Source organism: Candidatus Erwinia haradaeae (genome assembly GCF_900699015.1).
In the GTDB taxonomy this organism is placed as follows: Bacteria; Pseudomonadota; Gammaproteobacteria; order Enterobacterales; family Enterobacteriaceae; genus Erwinia_E; species Erwinia_E haradaeae_E.
In genome coordinates this window covers 874,747-894,492 of record NZ_LR217737.1, presented here as the reverse complement: position 1 = coordinate 894,492, position 19,746 = coordinate 874,747, and the positions used below count along the sequence as shown (strand labels likewise).

Sequence of the window (19,746 nt, the reverse complement as noted above, 5' to 3'; positions counted from 1 at the left end):
GAAAGATGAAAATATTTTATAATTCGATTCTCGATACAACGTAGTTTGTATAATAATATAATATTATTATTTAATAAATTCTTCTCCAATACAAATATCATTATTTAGAGTTTTGATCATATTGCTAATTGTATTTTGTTCAAATTGACTAAGATTACCGATAGATAGATATTCAATAATGCCATCTCTACCAAAGAGTAGAGGTTGTGAAAAGAAAGTTGCATATGTTGTATTTCCTTCTACATATGCGTATTCGATAATATTTTTCTCTCCTTCTAATCCTCGTATTAAGGATAGAGTAAAGCGTGTAGCAGCTGCACTCATAGCAAGCGTGGCGGATCCTCCGCCTGCTTTTGCCTCTAGAACTGCGTTACCTGCGGTCTGTACTTTTTTAGTAAGATCGACAATCTCTTTTTCACTGAAGCAATAATCTTTAGTAAGTTGAGATAGGAGAGGAAGTATAGTTATACCAGAGTGGCCTCCAATTACCGGAGTATTAATTTTTGTTGGATTTTTTTGTTTTAATTTTGCTATAAATGCATTAGATCGGATGATATCGAGTGTAGTGATGCCAAATAATTTATTTTTATTGTAAACACCAGCTTTTTTTAGAACTGATGCAGCAACAGGAACCATTGAATTAACCGGATTTGTTATAATACCGATTAAGGCATTTGGGCTATATTCAGCAACTTCTTCGATAAGGTGTTGTATTATTTTTGCATTTAACTTAAAGAGATCAGAACGATCCATTCCTGGTTTGCGTGCAAAACCAGCTGAAATTAGAACTATATTGGTATTGCTAAGAGCTTCTTTAGTCTGAGTGCCATCAAATCCTTCTGTCTTTACAGAAGTTGGTATATGGCTTAAGTCTAATGCAATGCCTGGAGTAACAGGGGAGATATCGTAAAGAGAGAGATGTGAGTTGTCCGGTAGTTTCATTTTAAGAAGTAAAGAAAGAGCTTGTCCGATAGATCCTGCTGCACCAAGTACTGTAACTTTCATATTTGACTCCTGATATAATCTTTTTAGGATTGAAGTTATTAGTGAGTTTATATGAGTGCGATCAAAGATCTTGATTATGTCAATAAATTGAATTTCATATGCATCACTAGTTAGTTTTTAAAAATTTCAAAGGATACTATTAATCTAGAAGTTTAGAATTAATTTACTCTTAAAATGATAATTTATGAAATAAATTATTATATAAAACAATCTATTTATATTCAAGTAATATGATAAAAATTCTACGTTAGATTTTATGATTAATTATTTAAGTTTGTAATTTAAGAAGAGTAGTGATTCTATATATTATCATAATGTATAGATGTGTAGAGAGTTATATAAGAAAAAGACTGTTTAATAAGAAATTTTTTATTAATTATCTATCATTTTTATAATATATTTCTTTAAATTTTATAAAAAATTTAGTAATAGTCAAATATTTTAATTCTTATCTATAAAGAGTAATCATTTTATGTTGCATAAGTTGATCTAATAAATATTAGTTGATTCTCCTATACTGTAGAAAATAGTTAGTTATTTTATATTTTATAATGGTTATTTAGAATTTCATTTTTTTAGATTAACTTTTACTATCAATTATTGATTTTATGTTTTTAAAAAGCTAAAAATAGTGAGATAAAATCTAGAATTATCGTTTCATTCTATTTCATGATCCCATCTGAAATAGTGACCAATGAAGTTAATATTAGTTAGTGAATTTACTTTAGTGATTGTTATGGTAAGGATCTTATCTTAGTACTATGGATACAGTATGACTACTTTCTGATGAAGACTTATAGAGTTTGTAACATAGCTAATGGATTACATAGTAACATAATGACGGTAATTAGAAATTATTTTGACCATGAGATACATGGATTTTGATTTTAATCATTTTTGATCTTTAAGAGATTGCTTGCTCTGAAATAATTTTTTCTATCGCAGAGCGAGAGGTTTTTTTATTGTCAATTTTAACATAAACACTTTTTTCTTGAGGAAGTAACAATACATCAAATACACCTTGATGAGAATTAAGGCATTGTTCTAGCTTAATCGTGTTTATAGACGAAGATGTCAGCGTAAATCTCAAACTAGTAAGGTGAGGAGGTTCTCTCATATTCAGAGTCAACAATAGCCATGCCAGAGAAAGAATAGAGCCCAATAGAAAGATGTGATTGATGCTAAAATGACCAAGAAGCCAACCGCTTACACTTCCACCAATTGCTACACCAAGAAATTGACTGGTAGAGTATAATCCCATAGCTGTTCCCTTGTAACCTATGGGGCATTCTTTATTAATCAAGGAGGGTAATATTGCTTCCATCAGGTTAAAACTGATAAAAAATATTTGTAAGCCTATTAATAGTTTCCAGGGAGTGTGACTAGAATGCCATAATAGGATTTCAGATCCCAGCATTAATGCTGTACAAGAAATAACAACTACTTTCATTTTTTGTTTAATTTCAGCATAGAGAATAGAAGGTATTGTGGTGACAAAAGAAATAAATATGGTACATAAGTAAATCTTCCAGTGATCTTTAGTAGGAAAATCTGCTAATGAGAATTCTATAGGTAAACTCATAAAGTTAGACATTAGTAGTATATGTAGAAAGAAGATACTAAGATTTAACTTAATCAAATGTCTATTAGTTATAATAGACCTGATACCGCTTCGTACAGTTATTGCGTCGCGATTCAGTATCTGTATTGATGTTGATGGAACTACAATCAGTGTAATAATAATTCCGAGTATAGAAAATAAAGCGGTAATCGAGAATAATGCGTTGAGGCTTAGTGCGTTAGCGAGAATAGGGCCTATGATGATAGCAATAGCAAAAGTTATGCCAAAACCCATACCAATAAATGTTACCGCTTTAGTATAATTTTGTTCACGAGTAAGATCAGATAATAGAGCCATAATAACAGATGATATTGCACCAGAACCTTGTAATGCACGACCTAGTATAACACCCCATATAGATTCGGTCATTGCAGCTACTAGACTACCAATAGTAAAGAGAAACAATCCTATAATAATTAATGGTTTACGTCCAAATCGATCCGAACAGAGACCAAATGGGATTTGAAAAATTGCTTGAGTGATGCCATATATTCCAATAGCTAATCCAATTAGAGTTTCGTTTGCGTCTTGAATCTGCATTCCATAAGTAGTTAGAATTGGAAGAACCATGCACATACCTAGCATTCGCAAGAAAAATATTGTACTGAGTCCCCAGGTAGCATATAGTTCAATTCTGGTCATTTTATTATCATTCATGACTACCTCCAGGATTTAAATCTTTATTTGATGATTGCAGAGTAACTTTTTAAATATTATTGTAACGTCGTTTAATATTCTAAAATAAAGTGATTTCAATTTGATGTATTGATTGAGGGTAAGTGTTTTTACAAAATTTTAATCAAAATAAGCGGGTAGTTTATAGGGGGTTATTATGTCATATCTATTGATATCATAACGCTAAAAGTACTGATTACTATAAGAGATAAAATAAAAATTTTTCGAGCCCAGATCTGGTCATCAGAAGGCTTGTAACTAGCCAACGCGATACTTAGCCAGCAGATACCTACTATGCTTATTACGATGAGATATTTATATCCAGTATATCCTGCTATGAATAGCATAATAGTGGAAGCAATAAATGCAATAATACAACATATAATATGTTTTTTAGCTTCTATAATGCCTAATTTTACTGGTAATACCGGGATATTAGTTATTTGATAATCTTTTAAATATAAAATAGAAATAGCGTAAGAGTGTGGTATTTGCCAAAAACTAAATATAAATAGCAATATCCATGCTCCAGCATCAAATTGCCCTGATACTGAGCAATAACCTATGAGAGGAGGAGTAGAACCTGAAAGGCTTCCTATTAATGTACCATAGATAGAACGACGTTTCAGATATAGACTATAGACGCCAACGTACACTATAAAGCCTATCATTGCCAATGATGTTGTTAGAAGGTTAGTTTGATAATACAATATTAAAAAACCAGAAACACCTAATATGGATGCGTAGATTAGAATAGTTCGTAAAGAAATTAGACCAGATGGTAAAATTCGATTTTTTGTTCTTTGAGCTTTTTTATCAATATCTCGGTCTATGTAATTGTTATAGACACAACTAGATGCAATTACTAGAATTGAGCCGATGACGGTAAAAAAAAAGTTGTAATAGTCAATGTTATATTTAGAAGCAAATAAAAAACCACCAATTAAGGAAATTAAATTACCAATAATAATTCCTGGTTTTATTAGTTGTAAATAGTGTTTAATCATCTAGAATATCATTCTTAATTATGTACCATATTTTGATTTAAATTCCACATAATCCATAAAGAACCAACAATAATAATGAAGATTATTATTGCCACAAATATACTAGCGATTAAATTCCATCCACCTTCCGCTTCACGGTCTAAGTGGAGGAAGTAGATTAAGTGTACTAAGACTTGGCATACTGCGCATACTAGAACTACAGATAGCCTCATAGTTTCAGTTATCTGATCATTTAAAACTACTAAAAATGGTACCACTGTAAGAATAATTGAGTAAGACAAGCCTGTGATATAAGACCTTATAGTAGCTTTCGAAAAGTTTTTTTTGACCTGCATTGGCGATGGGACCATTATATTTTCCCTATTAAATAGACAATGGTAAATACACATATCCATATTATATCTAGAAAATGCCAGAATAAGCTTAAACACATGATTCGTATAGAATTAGTTGTAGTTAAACCCCGTTGAGCTATTTGAAATATAAGTAAAATCATCCAAATTAATCCAGCGATAACATGTAGGCCGTGTGCTCCAAGTAGCGTAAAAAAAGCAGATAAAAAACCACTAAGATTAGGTCCTATACCTTGATTAATGAGATGTAGTAGTTCATATCCTTCCATTCCAATAAAAGTTAAACCGAAGATAAAAGTAAGCCCGAACCATAATATGACTGCATGTTTTTTATTCTGATTCATTCGAATTAAGGCTAGACCACAAGTGCCAGAACTGAGCAAAAGAAAGCTAGTTTCTAGTAGTACAAATGGTAAATCAAAGAAACACTTACCTGTTGGACCATTTGCGATATTGGTTACCATTACTCCGTAGGTAGCAAATAAAGTAGCGAATACAATGCAATCACTCATCAGGTATAACCAGAATCCAAAGATTTTGTTACTACTTATATTATTTCTGGTAGAAACTGTTTCAGTTGACATGGTGCATACCTGTATTGCTTCTTTTATTAAGATGATGATTTTCAATAGTTATAATATCTTGAATAGGTACATGGTAATCGAGATCTTCATCAAAACTTTTTATAATCCATGATATAAGTGTAGCTAGGAATGATATACAGACTAACCACCAAATATGCCAGATTATAGAAAAACCAAATAAAAGACTGAAGAAAGCCATTATAATTCCAGTGCTACTATTTTTTGGCATATGAATATTAGTATATTGTGGGGTACTTTGGTGCATTGTTGCTTGTTTTTTCATGTGCCAAAAAGCATCACGTTCATTTATTTTAGGTAAAATAGCAAAATTATAGAATGGTGGTGGTGAAGATGTGGACCACTCTAGTGTGCGTCCTCCCCAAGGATCACCAGTTAGATCACGGTTAAATCTTCGGTCACGGATGGTGACATAGAGTTGAATGAATTGGCAGATAATTCCACAAGTAATTAATATGGTTCCTCCAGCTGCAATGACTAGCATAGTATGGAATTGTGGATCGATCTCTTGACTGAGGCGTCGTGTCATACCCATAAATCCTAATGCGTATAGTGGCATAAATGCAGTAAAAAAACCAAGAATCCAAAACCAAAATGCACGAATACCCCATTTTTCATTTAAAAGAACTCCGAATGCTTTAGGGAACCAATATGCTATTCCTGCAAAACATCCAAATACTACACCGCCTATAATCACATTATGAAAGTGGGCAATAAGAAATAAACTGTTATGTAAAACAAAGTCTGCGCCTGGGATAGCGAGAAGAACTCCGCTCATTCCACCTAGTGAAAATGTTACTAAGAAGCCGATAGTCCATAACATGGAAGAATGTAATCGGATTCGTCCTTGATACATGGTAAATAGCCAGTTAAAGATTTTTACACCGGTAGGAATAGCAATAACCATTGTCATTATACCGAAGAAGGCATTCACGTTTGCTCCAGCACCCATAGTGAAAAAATGATGAAGCCAAACAAGAAATGACAGAATGGTTATGACTACTGTTGCTCCAATTAGAGAGGTGTAGCCAAATAAACTTTTATGCGAAAAGGTCGCAACAACTTCTGAGAATACACCAAAGATTGGTAGAACAAGGATGTACACTTCTGGATGACCCCAGATCCAGATTAAATTAACATACATCATCATGTTCCCCCCCATTTCGTTACTAAAGAAATGAAAATCTAGATAACGATCTAAGGTAAGAAGACTGAGAGTAGTTGCAAGAACAGGAAATGAAGCAATAATAAGTATATTGGTGCATAACGAAGTCCAAGTAAATACTGGCATTTTAAGTAGGGTCATGCCATGAGTACGCATCTTTAGGATAGTAACTATGAAGTTGATTCCTGTCAGAGTCGTACCAATACCAGCAAGCTGTAAACTCCATATCCAGTAATCGACTCCTACACCAGGGCTATATTCTGGCCCAGAAAGTGGAGGATAGGCTAGCCAACCTGTTTGTGCAAATTCACCGATACCTAGTGAGAGATTAATCAGTATTGCACCTATAACAGTGAACCAGAAGCTTAAGTTATTTAAGAATGGAAAAGCTACATCGCGAGTGCCAATTTGTAATGGAACAATGATGTTCATTAATCCCACTACAAGTGGCATGGCTACAAAAAAGATCATAATTACACCATGAGCAGTAAAAATCTGATCGTAGTGATGTGGTGGTAAAAATCCAGACTGGCCTGAAGAGGCAAGGACTTGTTGGGCACGCATCATGATGGCATCGGCAAAACCTCGAAGTAGCATCACGAAAGCCATGATAATATACATAATTCCTATTTTTTTATGATCTACAGAAGTGAACCATTCGGACCAAAGATATTTCCATTTATTGCAATATGTAATAGCTCCAACAATACCAATGCCTATAAGAATAATAGTGGCAATAGTTCCCATGATAATAGGTTCATGGAAGGGGATAGAATTGAGAGTTAATTTTCCTAAGATCATGTGATTCCTCGGTTCCTGTTTGGGGAAGGAGTTGTCTGATATATAAATTGTATAAAATAACTTAAAGGATTGATTAATCTTTATAAGATTTCATTAGATATTAGCAATATCATAGTGTTTTATTTTTGTATAGATTATTTTTGATCTGAAATTAGTATTTAATATCATTTGATTTGTTGAGGCTTCCTGTTTGAGTGATGTTTTTTATATTTATAACTGTGGATCTTATTTGTTGGTTTTGTTCTATTTTGGTTGTATTGTTGATTTTAAATTGATCCATTATATTTTTAAATAACTCTGGTTTAACGGTAGAGAAAAAGACTACTGAATAATTGTTATTTAGTTGAGCAAGATGATTAAAATCAGTCATGGTTATTAAAGTTTTAGGAGATTTTTTTACTGTCTTTACCCATTGATCAAAATCTTGTCTGTTCTGAGTAGCAATCGCTTTAAATTTCATGTGCGAGAAGCCATTACCACTGTAATTAGATGAGATTCCATTAAATATTCCTGCTTCGTTTGCAATTAAATTTAGATGAGTTTGCATCCCTGGCATAGCGTACATTTGACTGCCTAGACTTGGAACAAAAAAGGAATTCATTACGGTATGAGAAGTAATTTTGAAGTGTACAGGACAATTAGCTGGAAAAGCAATTTGATTTATGGTAGCAATCCCTTGTTCAGGATAGATAAATAACCACTTCCAGTTGAGTGAAACCACTTCGATTACAATAGATTTAATATCAGGTCTTAAATTTTTTCGAGGTTCTAGTTCATGAGTTGATTTCCATGCAAGAATGCTGAGAAAGATAATTATGAGGATCGGGATAGTCCATACTATGATTTCTACTTTATATGAATGGTCCCAATTTGGGTTATATGGAGCTAGCGTATTGGATTCTCGATATTTCCAGGAAAATAGAATAGCCATATAAATTGCAGGTAATACAACAATCATCATTAAACTAAATGCTGTTAGAATAAGTGAGCGTTGTGCTATTGCGATTTGTCCTTTTGGGTCCATTAATACGCTTTGACAACCATTAAGTAGTATTGGTTGTAATATTAATGATAAAATTGCTATTTTTTTATTATTGATACTGCATTTCATTGAATAACCTCAAATAACAAGGATTTCACAATCATTATAGATGGTTATGAATTTTTATGTGTTGTATTAATCATATTTTGACGTGGAAATATATTCCAGAGTATTAATAATTTATTAATAACTGTGATTAGATGAAATATTATAGTAAAGGTGTCGCTGTTGTAAACTTCTACCTTTTATTGTGATTAGTATTTTGTTTCAAATGGTTAATATACTTTAGTTCAATTAATTGAAGAAACGAGTATAGTATTAAACATGTACAGTAGAACTATTTATATTTATTTAACGTCTTATTCTCATAATTATTATTGGAAGGTTTTTACAGTATCGTCGCCTTATATTAATTGCATTGATCAACATATTATATTTGAGAATTTAAATTGGATAGAGATGCAAACTTTATCTTATAAGCATACGATATAGATCACACTGATAATATGTAATATGAATCCGATTTTTTGAGTTTTCAATATATTTAAGAGAAATAGAGATTAAAAATTAATTATAAATAATCTTAATTACTAATTATAGTTATTAGTATAAAATATTATTGATTGCAATTCAATTGGATACTACTTATACATATTATTTTAAATTTATATGTATTGATCACTAACTAGATAATTAAGGATATTCAGGTAAGTATAATTAGGTTATTCGGGGTGTGATAAGTTTAGGCATTGGAGGTGGATATTGATGGATCTAGTCGTTTATTGAGATTAGATTTTCAAAAGATTTTTTATTTTTTATAAAATAAAAAATAATTTTAATATATGCTATCAATCTATGTTTTATATATCTTCATTATTAGTTTATATGATGGAATTGATTGATTTATTCAGGATGTATGGTTTTCTTATGCAGCATTATCTGAGTTTTAAAGATATTCTAACGCTAGGTATTATGACTCTTGCTTTCTTTTTAGGGGCTGGAAATATAATGTTTCCACCTATGTTAGGTATTCAGTCTGGAGAATATGTTTGGCATGCAGCTTTTGGGTTTCTTATTATGGCTGTTGGTCTCCCATTGCTTGGAGTTATTGCATTAGCAAGAGCTGGAGGAAGTATTGAAGTTCTTAGTGCGCCAATTGGTAAAATTGCAGGGATTATCTTAGCCGCTATTTGTTACCTTATTGTTGGTCCGTTATTTGCTATACCGCGTACATCTAATGTTTCGTTTGAAATAGGATTAGCTTCGTTATTTGGAAATACTAAGTGGTTCTTATTTTGTTATAGTCTATTCTATTTTATTTTAGTTAGTGTTATTTCTCTTTATCCTGCTAAGTTATTGGATATCATTGGTTATATTCTTGCCCCATTAAAAATATTAGCTTTAATTTTTTTATCAATTTCTGCATGTTTATGGCCAGCTGGTAGTATGATGCCTGTTTCCATAGATTATAAGAATCTAGCATTCTCTCATGGTTTATTAAGTGGATATTTAACCATGGATGCTTTAGGTGCACTAGTTTTTAGTTCCGTGATTATTAATGCTGTGCGTTTACGTTCTATTAGTGAAGAAAAATTATTAACTCGTTATACGATAATTGCGGGATGCATTGCCGCGCTTGGTCTTATTGTTATTTATTTAGCTTTGTTTAAAATTGGTTCTGATAGTGCTAATATTTTAGATCATAATATAAATGGTACGGTGATTCTCTATACTTATATTCAACATACTTTTGGTATTATGGGTACTTTGTTTTTATCTATGTTGATTTTTATTTCTTGTTTAGTTACTGCAGTTGGGTTAACTTGTTCTTGTGCAGAATTTTTTCAGAGGTATCTACCTTTCAATTATCAACAGGTGGTATGTATTATTGGTATGCTTTCTTTGTTTTTTTCTAATCTTGGACTTAGTAATTTAATTCATATATCTATTCCTATATTGATCGCAATTTACCCTCCTTGTATAATATTAATTTTATTAAGCTTTACGAACATTTGGTGGAAAAAAAGAAAAAGAGTTTTTATTCCAGTAGTTTTTGTTAGTTTGATTTTTGGTATTTTAGATGGAATAGAAAATTCTAGTTTAAAAATTTTTCTTCCTCTTATAATTCAAGATTTTCCTTTGATTGATCAGAGAATGTTATGGCTTTTACCATCACTTGCAACAATGTTTGTGTTCGGTATTTATGATCGTTTTTCTTCATCATGACTTATAGAGTAATATGAAATAGATTTGTTAGTATTTGATGTTATAAGTTCTAATTTAGAACACCTAACATGTGGAGTAAATGGTTTGTATTATTACATGATATTATGTAATAAATTAGAATATATTTTCATTTTGAATAGGATTAAATAAGTTAATTTTTAAGTAGAATCAGTGTTTTTATAGACAAATCAAATAGAATGATTTTTTATATCATCTATCGTTATTATTATTTTTTGTTATAAGAATGGGCATAATAACTCATTATATTTACATATAAGATATAATTAAAAATAAAAATATAATGGGTATTATGTGAACAGGTAGTCCATCTGAAGATGGAGAGAATAAGTTAGATACTTGATTATTTTATTTTTTTATTTATTAAATTCTGATTATTATCTAAATTTTAATTCTTCTGTTGGAGAAAAGATTTAAGTTGATCTAAGTGGTATAAAGGAACTATAAATGGTAAATTTGTAGCGTTAATCCTATTTAATAGGATCGTGTAATAATAGCTGATTATATTTTATGTTTAACTACAGATTAAAGTGGAATATGATTATTTTAAGAATAGGGATAAATCTAAAATATAGTTATATTTTTAGAAAATGTCTTAGCACTGATTTTATCATAACATATAAATCAGAATGATTATTGCATATGAAGTTTTAGATTAGGGTATAACTTGATAGTTATGCGCTGAATAGCGTAATCATATTTTAGACTGCTCTAAATTAAATATTCTTATTATCTAATGATATCAAAGATGAATCATTAGAAAAACTATCACTACTAAGATCTAGAAAAGTAAAGTCTTTATTTAAGATAAAATTAGTAAAATTATATATCTAGTCTATACAAATTATCTTTATTTAGATTAAATGTTTGTTTTAATGGAAAAAGTAGTCTTGATGCGTATCAGTTAAGATACTAGATAATCCAGCTGCATACTGCCCCTAAGTATTATAAAGTGAAGCGTTTTAAAATAGATAGATGAATCATTGATTATTGTAGGTATTTTGAACTAGAAAATTATATAATTTTAAATAAAATTTATAGTTTTTAGATAGTTATATACTAACATATAGCTTAATTTTTATATTGTTTTTATATTTTTTCTCATTATTATATTTGTTAGATTTTAAATAGGTGTTAGTGTTAATTTTAAGAATGTGAAATAAAAAATTAAATTTATGTCAACATTTTATAGATTAGCTAGAAGAATCTGTAATATTAAATTTTAATTTTTTTATACTTATTTTAGATGGAGTCTATTTCTTCGATTCAGATAATATAAGTATCATGCCTATAAGAAACGGTATTAGCAATAATAGAGAATATGTGCTAAGACTACTACCATTTATAATTCTTTCTAAGGTTAATGCGATTAAAGGGAATACCATAAATACAAGAGATGCTTGAAATGGTTTAATCATTTTTTGAAGTAAAAAATATGCTAGAACTCCTCCTACACCAGCTACTATACCGAGGTAGGCTATAGCTAATAGCGCTTGGGGAGAAAAAATCTTCAAATCGGTTATTTCACTAAGACCAGCTATAGTAAGAATAATTCCGGCTCCTAAGCATGGAAGAGTATTATAACTTAGTACTGAGATACCAATGCAGCGTTTTTTACATAGGACATACATGACAGCATGTATTAGAACTGCTGCAATTAGTGCCAATATACCTCGTAGTTGGGTATCTGTATGATGATAAGTTTCATACCATAAAATTATTATTAATGTGCTTATACTTATCCATAAGCCAAACAATTGTTGTAGTGTTGTTCGTTCATTTAGTACTAATCGAGAGAGCACAAGAATTATAGCAGGCATTATAGAAAAAATAATTGATGCTAAACCAGAGGCAATATATCTTTCTCCATAAATCATTAATGTAAATGGGAGGGCAAAATAAAAGATAGTGACATATAATTGGAAGAGACCTTGACCAGTGGGGAATAAAAGAGGAGCTTGTTTATAACGTGATAGTAATAATAGAAATGGAGTAGCACAAAGAAAGCGTAGCCCGGTGGCAAGGATAGGTGGAACAGAAGAGACAGCAATTTTCATTGCCATCCAGGTGGTACCCCAGGTAAAAGAAACAGTGGTGAATAAACTAATGATCAAGAGGTTCTGAAAAATTTTTCTTCGCATTATATCTCCATTTTTACTAAATTTAGTATATATACTAATCAGATTAACGATATGTTTGGAGAAAAAGTTGCTAAACTCTCAATGCAAAGGTTACCAAAAGGAGAAGATATTGCTACCAATAACGTTGGATAAAAAAGATCGCTTGTTACTAAATATTCTTCAGAAGGATTGCACTCTATCTTTACAGGTTTTAGCAGAGGAAGTTTGTCTTACTACTACTCCTTGCTGGAAAAGATTGAAGAGGTTAGATGATGAAGGTTATATTCGTGGTCGAGTGGCATTATTAAATAGTGATAAGCTTGGTTTGGATCTAACTGCTTTTGTTCTTATAAAAACTCATCAGCATACCTATGATGGGTTTGATCAATTTGTTAGCACAATACATATTATGCCGGAGGTTATGGGGTTTTATCGCATGGCCGGGGAATATGATTATCTTCTACGAGTTCAAGTTGCTGATATGAAAAGTTATGATAGATTTTATAAAAACTTATTACACAGTGTACCTACTTTGTTAGATGTAACTTCGAGTTTTGCGATGGAAGAGATTAAATATACCACTGCTTTACCAGTTTGTCCTTAAAATTAGAGAGGCTTTGGATGAGTCAGGCTGATCATCAGGATTTTTCAGTTAGGCTGTTTAGACAATTAAGTTGGTATTTTTTACGTGAATGGCGCCGTTACCTTGGGGCAGTGCTGCTTCTTCTTACAATTGCTATATTAAAGTTATTGCCACCATCTGTGGTTGGAAAAATAGTAGATGGGGTCAGTCGTGATGGTATAAGTCACGGTAAGGTGCTGATGTGGATCAGTGTCATGCTTATTACAGCTATGATTATTTATTGCTTACACTATTCATGGCGGATACTTTTATTTGGTGCTTCGTATCATTTAGCAGTAGAATTGCGTGAAGGTTTTTATAGGCAGCTTAGCTGTCAACATCCTGAATTTTATTTACGTCGTCGTACTGGTGATTTAATTGCTCGAGCTACCAATGATGTTGACCGTGTAGTCTTTGCAGCTGGTGAGGGTTTTCTTACTTTAGTAGATTCTTTAGTAATGGGAGTCACAGTATTATTTGTGATGAGTTCACAAATTAGTTTAAAATTAACATTATTAGCACTTATGCCGATGCCGATTATGGCGTTAGTTATAAAATGTTATGGTAATCAATTACATCAACGTTTTAAAAATGTACAAGCGGCCTTTTCATCATTAAATGATCAAACACAAGAAAGTCTGAGTAGCATTAGAATGATTAAAGCTTTTGGTTTAGAAGATCATCAGTCAGGTAAGTTTGCTGCTATTGCTAAAGACACAGGAGAGGAAAACTTGCGTGCTGCTCGTATTGATGCTCGTTTTGATCCTACAATTTATATTTCTGTTGCATTGTCAAATTTACTAGCTATTGTTGGTGGAAGCTGGATGGTTTGGCATGGTACAATTACTTTAGGTCAGTTAACTAGTTTTGTAATGTATCTAGGTTTGATGATTTGGCCTATGTTGGCATTAGCATGGATGTTGAATATTGTTGAGCGTGGAAGTGTAGCTTGGAGTCGGATTTTTGCACTGTTATCGGAGGCTCCAGTAGTCGTGGATGGTCAAAACAACTTACCTAAAGAGCGTGGTAAGTTACAAATTATTATAGGTAAATTCTATTATCCAGGATCAGATAAGACTATATTATCGAATCTTAACGCAATGATTCCGCCTGGTCATATGTTAGGTTTGTGTGGTCCAACAGGTTCTGGGAAAAGTACTTTATTAAGTTTAATTCAACGTCATTTTGATATTGATCAAGGGGATATTTTATTTCATGAAATTCCTTTATCTCAAATTCGTCTAGATGCTTGGCGTAGTCGCCTTGCCGTAGCAAGTCAAACTCCTTTTTTATTTTCTGATAGTATCGCAAAGAACATTGCTTTAGGGCGTCCTGCGGCTACTCAACATGAAATTGAGTATGTGGCGAAACTTGCTCATATCCATGAAGATATATTGCGTTTGCCTTGTGGCTATGATACAGAAGTAGGTGAGCGCGGTGTCATGCTTTCGGGGGGGCAAAAACAACGTATCGCCATTGCTCGTGCGCTGCTTCTGAATTCTGAAATCTTAGTTTTAGATGATGCGTTATCTGCTGTAGATAGTCGTACTGAACACAAAATTATGCATAATTTGCGTTATTGGGGAGAAAAGAGAACAGTGATTATTACTGCTCATCGTCTTTCTGTGTTATCTGAAGCTAATGAGATTTTAGTATTGAAGAGTGGGGTGGTAATACAGCGGGGGGATCATCAGAATTTATTGGCTAATAAAGGTTGGTATCGTGAGATGTATCGTTATCAGCAGTTAGAAGATGTATTGGATGGGGATGATATAAAATATGGGGCGTCCGATGACTAATGTAGTCAGGCTTTGGCCAACTATAAAAAGGTTGCTTGCGTATGGTGCTCCATGGTGGAGATCTCTTTGTTTAGCAATTTTAATGTTATGGATTGCTGCTGGAGCAGAAGTTGTAGGTTCCATACTTCTTAGTGTTCTTATTGATCAAATGGCTAAACATTATGTTCCTTTTGGCAGTTTTTCTGGCTTCATAGTTTTAGGTTATCTTTTCTTACAGATACTAGCGGCTTTGCTATACTATTGGCAAGCGTTATGGTTTAATCAGGTGTCGGTGAGAGTTGTACAAGATTTACGAACGAATGTAATGGATGCAGCGTTACGTCAACCCTTAAGTGTTTTTGATTCTCAACCAGTTGGGCAAATTATTTCACGGGTGACCAATGACACGGAAGTCGTACGTGATTTATATGTGACTGTGGTAGCGACAGCATTACGTAGTACTGCATTGGTGGGTACGATGCTTGTAGCCATGTTTAGTCTTAATTGGCGCATGGCAGTAGTAGCAATGACAATTTTCCCCGCTGTATTAATAGTGATGTGTATATATCAGCGTTGTAGCACTCCCATTGTTCGTCGGGTTCGTAGTTATTTAGCTGATATTAATAATGGTTTTAATGAAGTAATTAATGGTATGACTGTTATTCAGCAGTTTAGACAACAAACCCGTTTTGGGAAGCGAATGGGAGAAATTAGTAGTTTACACTATCTATCTCGTATGGAAACCTTGCGTATTGAAGGATTCTTGTTACGGCCGCTTCTTAGTCTTTTTTCTGCATTGATATTGTGTGGATTGATGATGCTTTATGGTTTTTCATCTATAAATACCATTGAGGTTGGCGTATTATATGCTTTTATCAACTATCTTGCACGGTTAAATGAACCATTGATTGAAGTGACTACACAACAATCGGTATTACAGCAAGCTGTGGTTGCAGGTGAAAGAATTTTTGAGTTAATGGATGCACCTAGACAACATTATGGCAAGGATATAGAACCATTACATACCGGAAGAATTGATATTCGTGATCTGACTTTTAGGTATTCTTCTGGTTGTCCAGTGTTAACAGATATTAATGTATCGGTACCGACTCGACATTTTGTAGGATTAGTAGGACACACTGGAAGTGGAAAAAGCACATTAGCAAATCTTTTAATGGGATATTATCCTTTTAATAAGGGCGAAATCTTACTTGATTCTCGACCATTATCTTCCTTGAGTCATTCTGTATTACGTGATAGTGTAGCAATGTTACAGCAAGATCCGGTAGTACTAGCTGATACCTTTTTAGCGAATGTTACTTTAGGCAGACCGATGACTGAGAAGTTGGTCTGGGATATTTTAGAGACTGTACAGTTAGCAAATCTTGCACGATCAATGCCAGAAGGCATTTATACTGATTTAGGAGAACAGGGCAATTCTCTTTCTGTTGGACAAAAACAGTTATTAGCAATAGCAAGAGTATTGGTTACTACGCCGCAGATACTTATCTTAGATGAAGCAACTGCCAATATTGATTCTGGAACTGAACAAGCCATTCAGAAAGCTTTATGTCTTCTTCGTAAAGAGGCGACACTTATTGTGATTGCGCATCGTCTTTCAACAATTACTGAGGCGGATACAATCTTAGTATTACATCGAGGCAAGATAGTAGAGAGTGGTACTCATCAGCAGTTGTTAAAAAAACAGGGTCGTTATTGGCAGATGTATCGATTACAGTTGGCTAGCGAAGAAATTTCAGTGATATAATATCCTGTACGAATATATTTTTAATATTCTTTAACTTGTAAAGTGTTTAATGATTAGAGATAAAATAAGTAGGCAAGCTAATACAAACCAATAATAACTGTATTGATAGAATCAATAGATATAAGTATAAGATTCGATGCCATCTTTTTTTCTATAAGAAGATTTTCAGTTTATTTTTGAATAATTGCATGTATCTCTATCTTGATGTAGAAGAAGATGAAGAGTCAAATAATCTTCATTATTAATATTAGCAAGATGTATAGATATCTCTGATATAGATTATTTGATGTTGAGATATTTGATATTTTTATATTAAAACTCTATAAATAAGAGTTGTAATAACTCATCTGTTGGTGATGATTCTTTTTATCTGGTAAAGTAAGAAAAATATTATACGATTGTATTATTTATATGTATTAAATTTTTGTTCTAATTTTTATTAGATCTCTTGGTTTTGTAGACTACTGTATTCTTCTTACGACTCCTCTTAAATCTTAATTTATTACTGTAAGTATTAGATATTTTTATTTAATTTATGACGTTTTTCTGCCATACATACAGCAGCAGTAAATAAAATAGCTGCAGATGAGTTGAGCGCAGTCTCAGCGGAATCTTGTAATATGCTTATAATAAATCCGATTGCTACTACTTGCATGGCTACTTCATTGGGAATACCGAAGACATGGCATATTACTGGTATTAGTAGTAGTGATCCACTAGCGATGCTAGAAGCGCCGCAAGCACACAAAGATGCTATTAAGCTAAATAGGATAGTAGTTGACAAATCTAGATTAATCCCTAAGGTATGTATAGCGGCTAGTGTTAGTACTGTAATAGTAATGGATGCACCAGGCATGCTGATATTAGCTCCAATTGGGATGGATACAGTATAGGTTTCTGGATTTAAATTTAACTTTTTGGCTAGAATTATATTGACTGGGATATTAGCAGCAGAGCTGCGAGTAAAAAAAGCAGTCATCCCACTTTCTCTGAGACAGGTAAATACCAATGGATACGGATTACAACGTAATATATACCATACTATTAGTGGATTGAATAGTAGAGCAATGAGAAACATGCATCCTAATAGAAGGCTGAGTAAGTCGGCATACTGCTGTAACACTGAAAATCCAGTTAAGGCAAGACTAGAAGCAACTAGTCCACAAATGCCAATTGGTGCAAATTTGATTATTAAATGAACTAGTTGTGTTACTGCAGCTGCTATATCATTAAGCAAAGAACGGGTGGTGTTACTACTGTGACGGAAGGCAAAGCCCAAACTAATACCCCATAAAAGAATACTAATATAATTAGCCTTCATTAATGATTCAATCGGATTGGTCACCATACTCATCAAAAGAGTTCTCAATATTTCTAATGTATTCGATGGTTTGGTTGTAATCGTAGTGTTAGTGGATGGTAGCGTTAAGGTTTGTGGAATAAGATGGCTAGAGATCAATGCAATTATGACTGCGCTAAACGTGCTCAGTAAATAGAGAATGACAATTTTTCGAATATTATTTTTCTGTCCTTCATTATAGTTGGCTACAGATGTAATGGTGAGCACTAATACGAGTAAAGGAGATATAGATTTTAATATATTTACGAATAAGTCTCCAAACACTCCTATTGCCATTGCATAGTTTTTTGAAAACCAAGCTAATATAATACCAAAGATTAAACCAAAAAAAATTTGTATCACTAGACTGTTCTTTATATTCTTGTTATTGTTTTTTATCATAATTTTAAGATCACTGTTTGTAATGTTTGGTCATTTTAAGAACTTGTAATATGTAGTGTCGATGCAAGGAAGTATGAGGATATGCTTATTCTAAAGAGCATATAGACTGATTTTTGTAAAAATGATTGATTGAAAATTGAGTAATTAGGGTTCTGAATGACTAAAATAGTCTCTTGAGTTATGTTTAGTGGATATTTTACTTAAATTAAGATGGTTAACTTAATTAGCATGAGAAATAGCTCTTTTTTGTATAGTTGAAGAAGACTATATAGGGTATTTTATATGATATGTATGCAAGGAATATCCAATACTATTTTATAGTCTTCTTTAATTGATAGGATAGTTATACAGTGGAGATACTTACATAGTCAAAGGATTTTTTGATCATAAGAGATTTTATCTATATATAGAATATTCATACTTGGGTATCAAAAACATATTTCTTATTTTTTATTGATTTTGCTTATAGTTATAAGATTTCTACGTATTGTAGAATGAGATAGTCAATAGATTATTTAATTCTTTTATTTCATTGGGAAAAAAAGTTAGAATCTTAAATAAAAGAATCTATTATGATCTGTAATACATTTTATAAAATATCTATTTGTTGTTCTTAGTATTATTTTTGAAATAATTTGAGTGTGGTTTGATTTTATATATTTCAAATAATGTTACTAAAGATTACTAGTTTATTTTTTATTTTTTCTTTTAATTTTCTTAGTATATAATTAATATGAATTATATAGAAAAATTAATTTGTATTCTTAGTATGAGAATATGAATGACTAGTTGAAATTTTGATTTATTAATCATTAAAATGTTTGGGTTGGTTTGCTTTATCTACTACTATTGATATAGTAGTATAATAGATGATTGTAGTCAAAATATTCCAGGTATTTATTTTTATAAAAAATTTAGATTGTCTTATAAAATCATTAAGTAATATCTCTTATTGAGATATTATTTTTAATTAAAACATCAATGGTTTAAACAAGTAAATTTGTATAACAACATGTTAAAGAGATAGTTACATATATGAGTTAGGGATGTATCAGTATTGAAGCTATTATTTAATAATAAGAAAGTCATGAAAAGAATAGTTTTCTATACTTTTTAGAAGTTACGAATTATTTCTTTATCGAAACACTGGTGAAGGGATTGCATAGTAGATTCTATTGATTACTCAGTTTCTTGGCTAAGAA

Annotated in this window: 13 protein-coding genes; 4 read left to right on the top strand and 9 right to left on the bottom strand. The window is 31.9% G+C overall.

Going from position 1 to position 19,746, the window contains the following annotated elements; genetic code table 11:
• Positions 1-66 precede the first annotated feature (66 nt).
• The 7 genes from mdh to cyoA form a co-directional block, all read right to left on the bottom strand.
• On the bottom strand, positions 67-1,005 hold the full coding sequence (gene mdh, locus ERCIPICE3303_RS02670; protein WP_157991170.1) for a malate dehydrogenase: 939 nt from the start codon (positions 1,003-1,005) through the stop codon (positions 67-69).
• Between the two features lie 904 nt (positions 1,006-1,909).
• The gene (locus tag ERCIPICE3303_RS02665) at positions 1,910-3,283 is read right to left on the bottom strand and encodes an MFS transporter (protein ID WP_157991169.1); all 1,374 of its coding nucleotides are present in this window, start codon (positions 3,281-3,283) and stop codon (positions 1,910-1,912) included.
• Between the two features lie 173 nt (positions 3,284-3,456).
• Entirely contained in the window at positions 3,457-4,308 is an 852-nt protein-coding gene (gene cyoE, locus ERCIPICE3303_RS02660; RefSeq protein WP_157991168.1) for a heme o synthase, read from the bottom strand.
• 14 nt (positions 4,309-4,322) lie between these two features.
• Positions 4,323-4,658 carry a cytochrome o ubiquinol oxidase subunit IV gene (cyoD, locus tag ERCIPICE3303_RS02655; RefSeq protein ID WP_232515414.1) on the bottom strand — a complete coding sequence of 112 codons (336 nt, stop codon included), beginning with the start codon at positions 4,656-4,658 and terminating at the stop codon, positions 4,323-4,325.
• Entirely contained in the window at positions 4,658-5,245 is a 588-nt protein-coding gene (gene cyoC, locus ERCIPICE3303_RS02650; RefSeq protein WP_157991167.1) for a cytochrome o ubiquinol oxidase subunit III, read from the bottom strand. The genes cyoD and cyoC overlap by 1 nt, the downstream gene beginning before the upstream one ends.
• On the bottom strand, positions 5,235-7,226 hold the full coding sequence (gene cyoB / locus ERCIPICE3303_RS02645) for a cytochrome o ubiquinol oxidase subunit I (protein ID WP_157991315.1): 1,992 nt from the start codon (positions 7,224-7,226) through the stop codon (positions 5,235-5,237). The genes cyoC and cyoB overlap by 11 nt, the downstream gene beginning before the upstream one ends.
• 154 nt (positions 7,227-7,380) lie before the next feature.
• Positions 7,381-8,340, bottom strand: a complete 960-nt coding sequence (cyoA, locus tag ERCIPICE3303_RS02640) for a ubiquinol oxidase subunit II (protein WP_157991166.1) — start codon at positions 8,338-8,340, stop codon at positions 7,381-7,383.
• 858 nt (positions 8,341-9,198) lie between these two features.
• Between cyoA and brnQ the strand changes: the two genes are divergently transcribed.
• Positions 9,199-10,497, top strand: coding sequence for a branched-chain amino acid transport system II carrier protein (brnQ, locus tag ERCIPICE3303_RS02635; protein ID WP_157991165.1), 1,299 nt, complete (start codon positions 9,199-9,201; stop codon positions 10,495-10,497).
• Between the two features lie 1,271 nt (positions 10,498-11,768).
• Here the strand turns inward: brnQ and ERCIPICE3303_RS02630 are convergent.
• Entirely contained in the window at positions 11,769-12,656 is an 888-nt protein-coding gene (locus ERCIPICE3303_RS02630) for a DMT family transporter (RefSeq protein ID WP_157991164.1), read from the bottom strand.
• 109 nt (positions 12,657-12,765) lie between these two features.
• Here ERCIPICE3303_RS02630 and ERCIPICE3303_RS02625 point away from each other — a divergent pair, with 109 nt between their 5' ends.
• The 3 genes from ERCIPICE3303_RS02625 to ERCIPICE3303_RS02615 are packed head-to-tail and all read left to right on the top strand — an operon-like array spanning position 12,766 to position 16,803.
• The gene (locus tag ERCIPICE3303_RS02625; protein ID WP_157991314.1) at positions 12,766-13,239 is read left to right on the top strand and encodes an Lrp/AsnC family transcriptional regulator; all 474 of its coding nucleotides are present in this window, start codon (positions 12,766-12,768) and stop codon (positions 13,237-13,239) included.
• A gap of 17 nt (positions 13,240-13,256) precedes the next feature.
• The gene (locus tag ERCIPICE3303_RS02620; RefSeq protein WP_157991163.1) at positions 13,257-15,056 is read left to right on the top strand and encodes a SmdA family multidrug ABC transporter permease/ATP-binding protein; all 1,800 of its coding nucleotides are present in this window, start codon (positions 13,257-13,259) and stop codon (positions 15,054-15,056) included.
• Positions 15,049-16,803, top strand: coding sequence for a SmdB family multidrug efflux ABC transporter permease/ATP-binding protein (locus tag ERCIPICE3303_RS02615; RefSeq protein ID WP_157991313.1), 1,755 nt, complete (start codon positions 15,049-15,051; stop codon positions 16,801-16,803). The genes ERCIPICE3303_RS02620 and ERCIPICE3303_RS02615 overlap by 8 nt, the downstream gene beginning before the upstream one ends.
• A 514-nt stretch (positions 16,804-17,317) precedes the next feature.
• Here ERCIPICE3303_RS02615 and sstT read toward each other — a convergent pair.
• The gene (sstT, locus tag ERCIPICE3303_RS02610; protein WP_157991162.1) at positions 17,318-18,544 is read right to left on the bottom strand and encodes a serine/threonine transporter SstT; all 1,227 of its coding nucleotides are present in this window, start codon (positions 18,542-18,544) and stop codon (positions 17,318-17,320) included.
• Between the last annotated feature and the right edge of the window lie 1,202 nt (positions 18,545-19,746).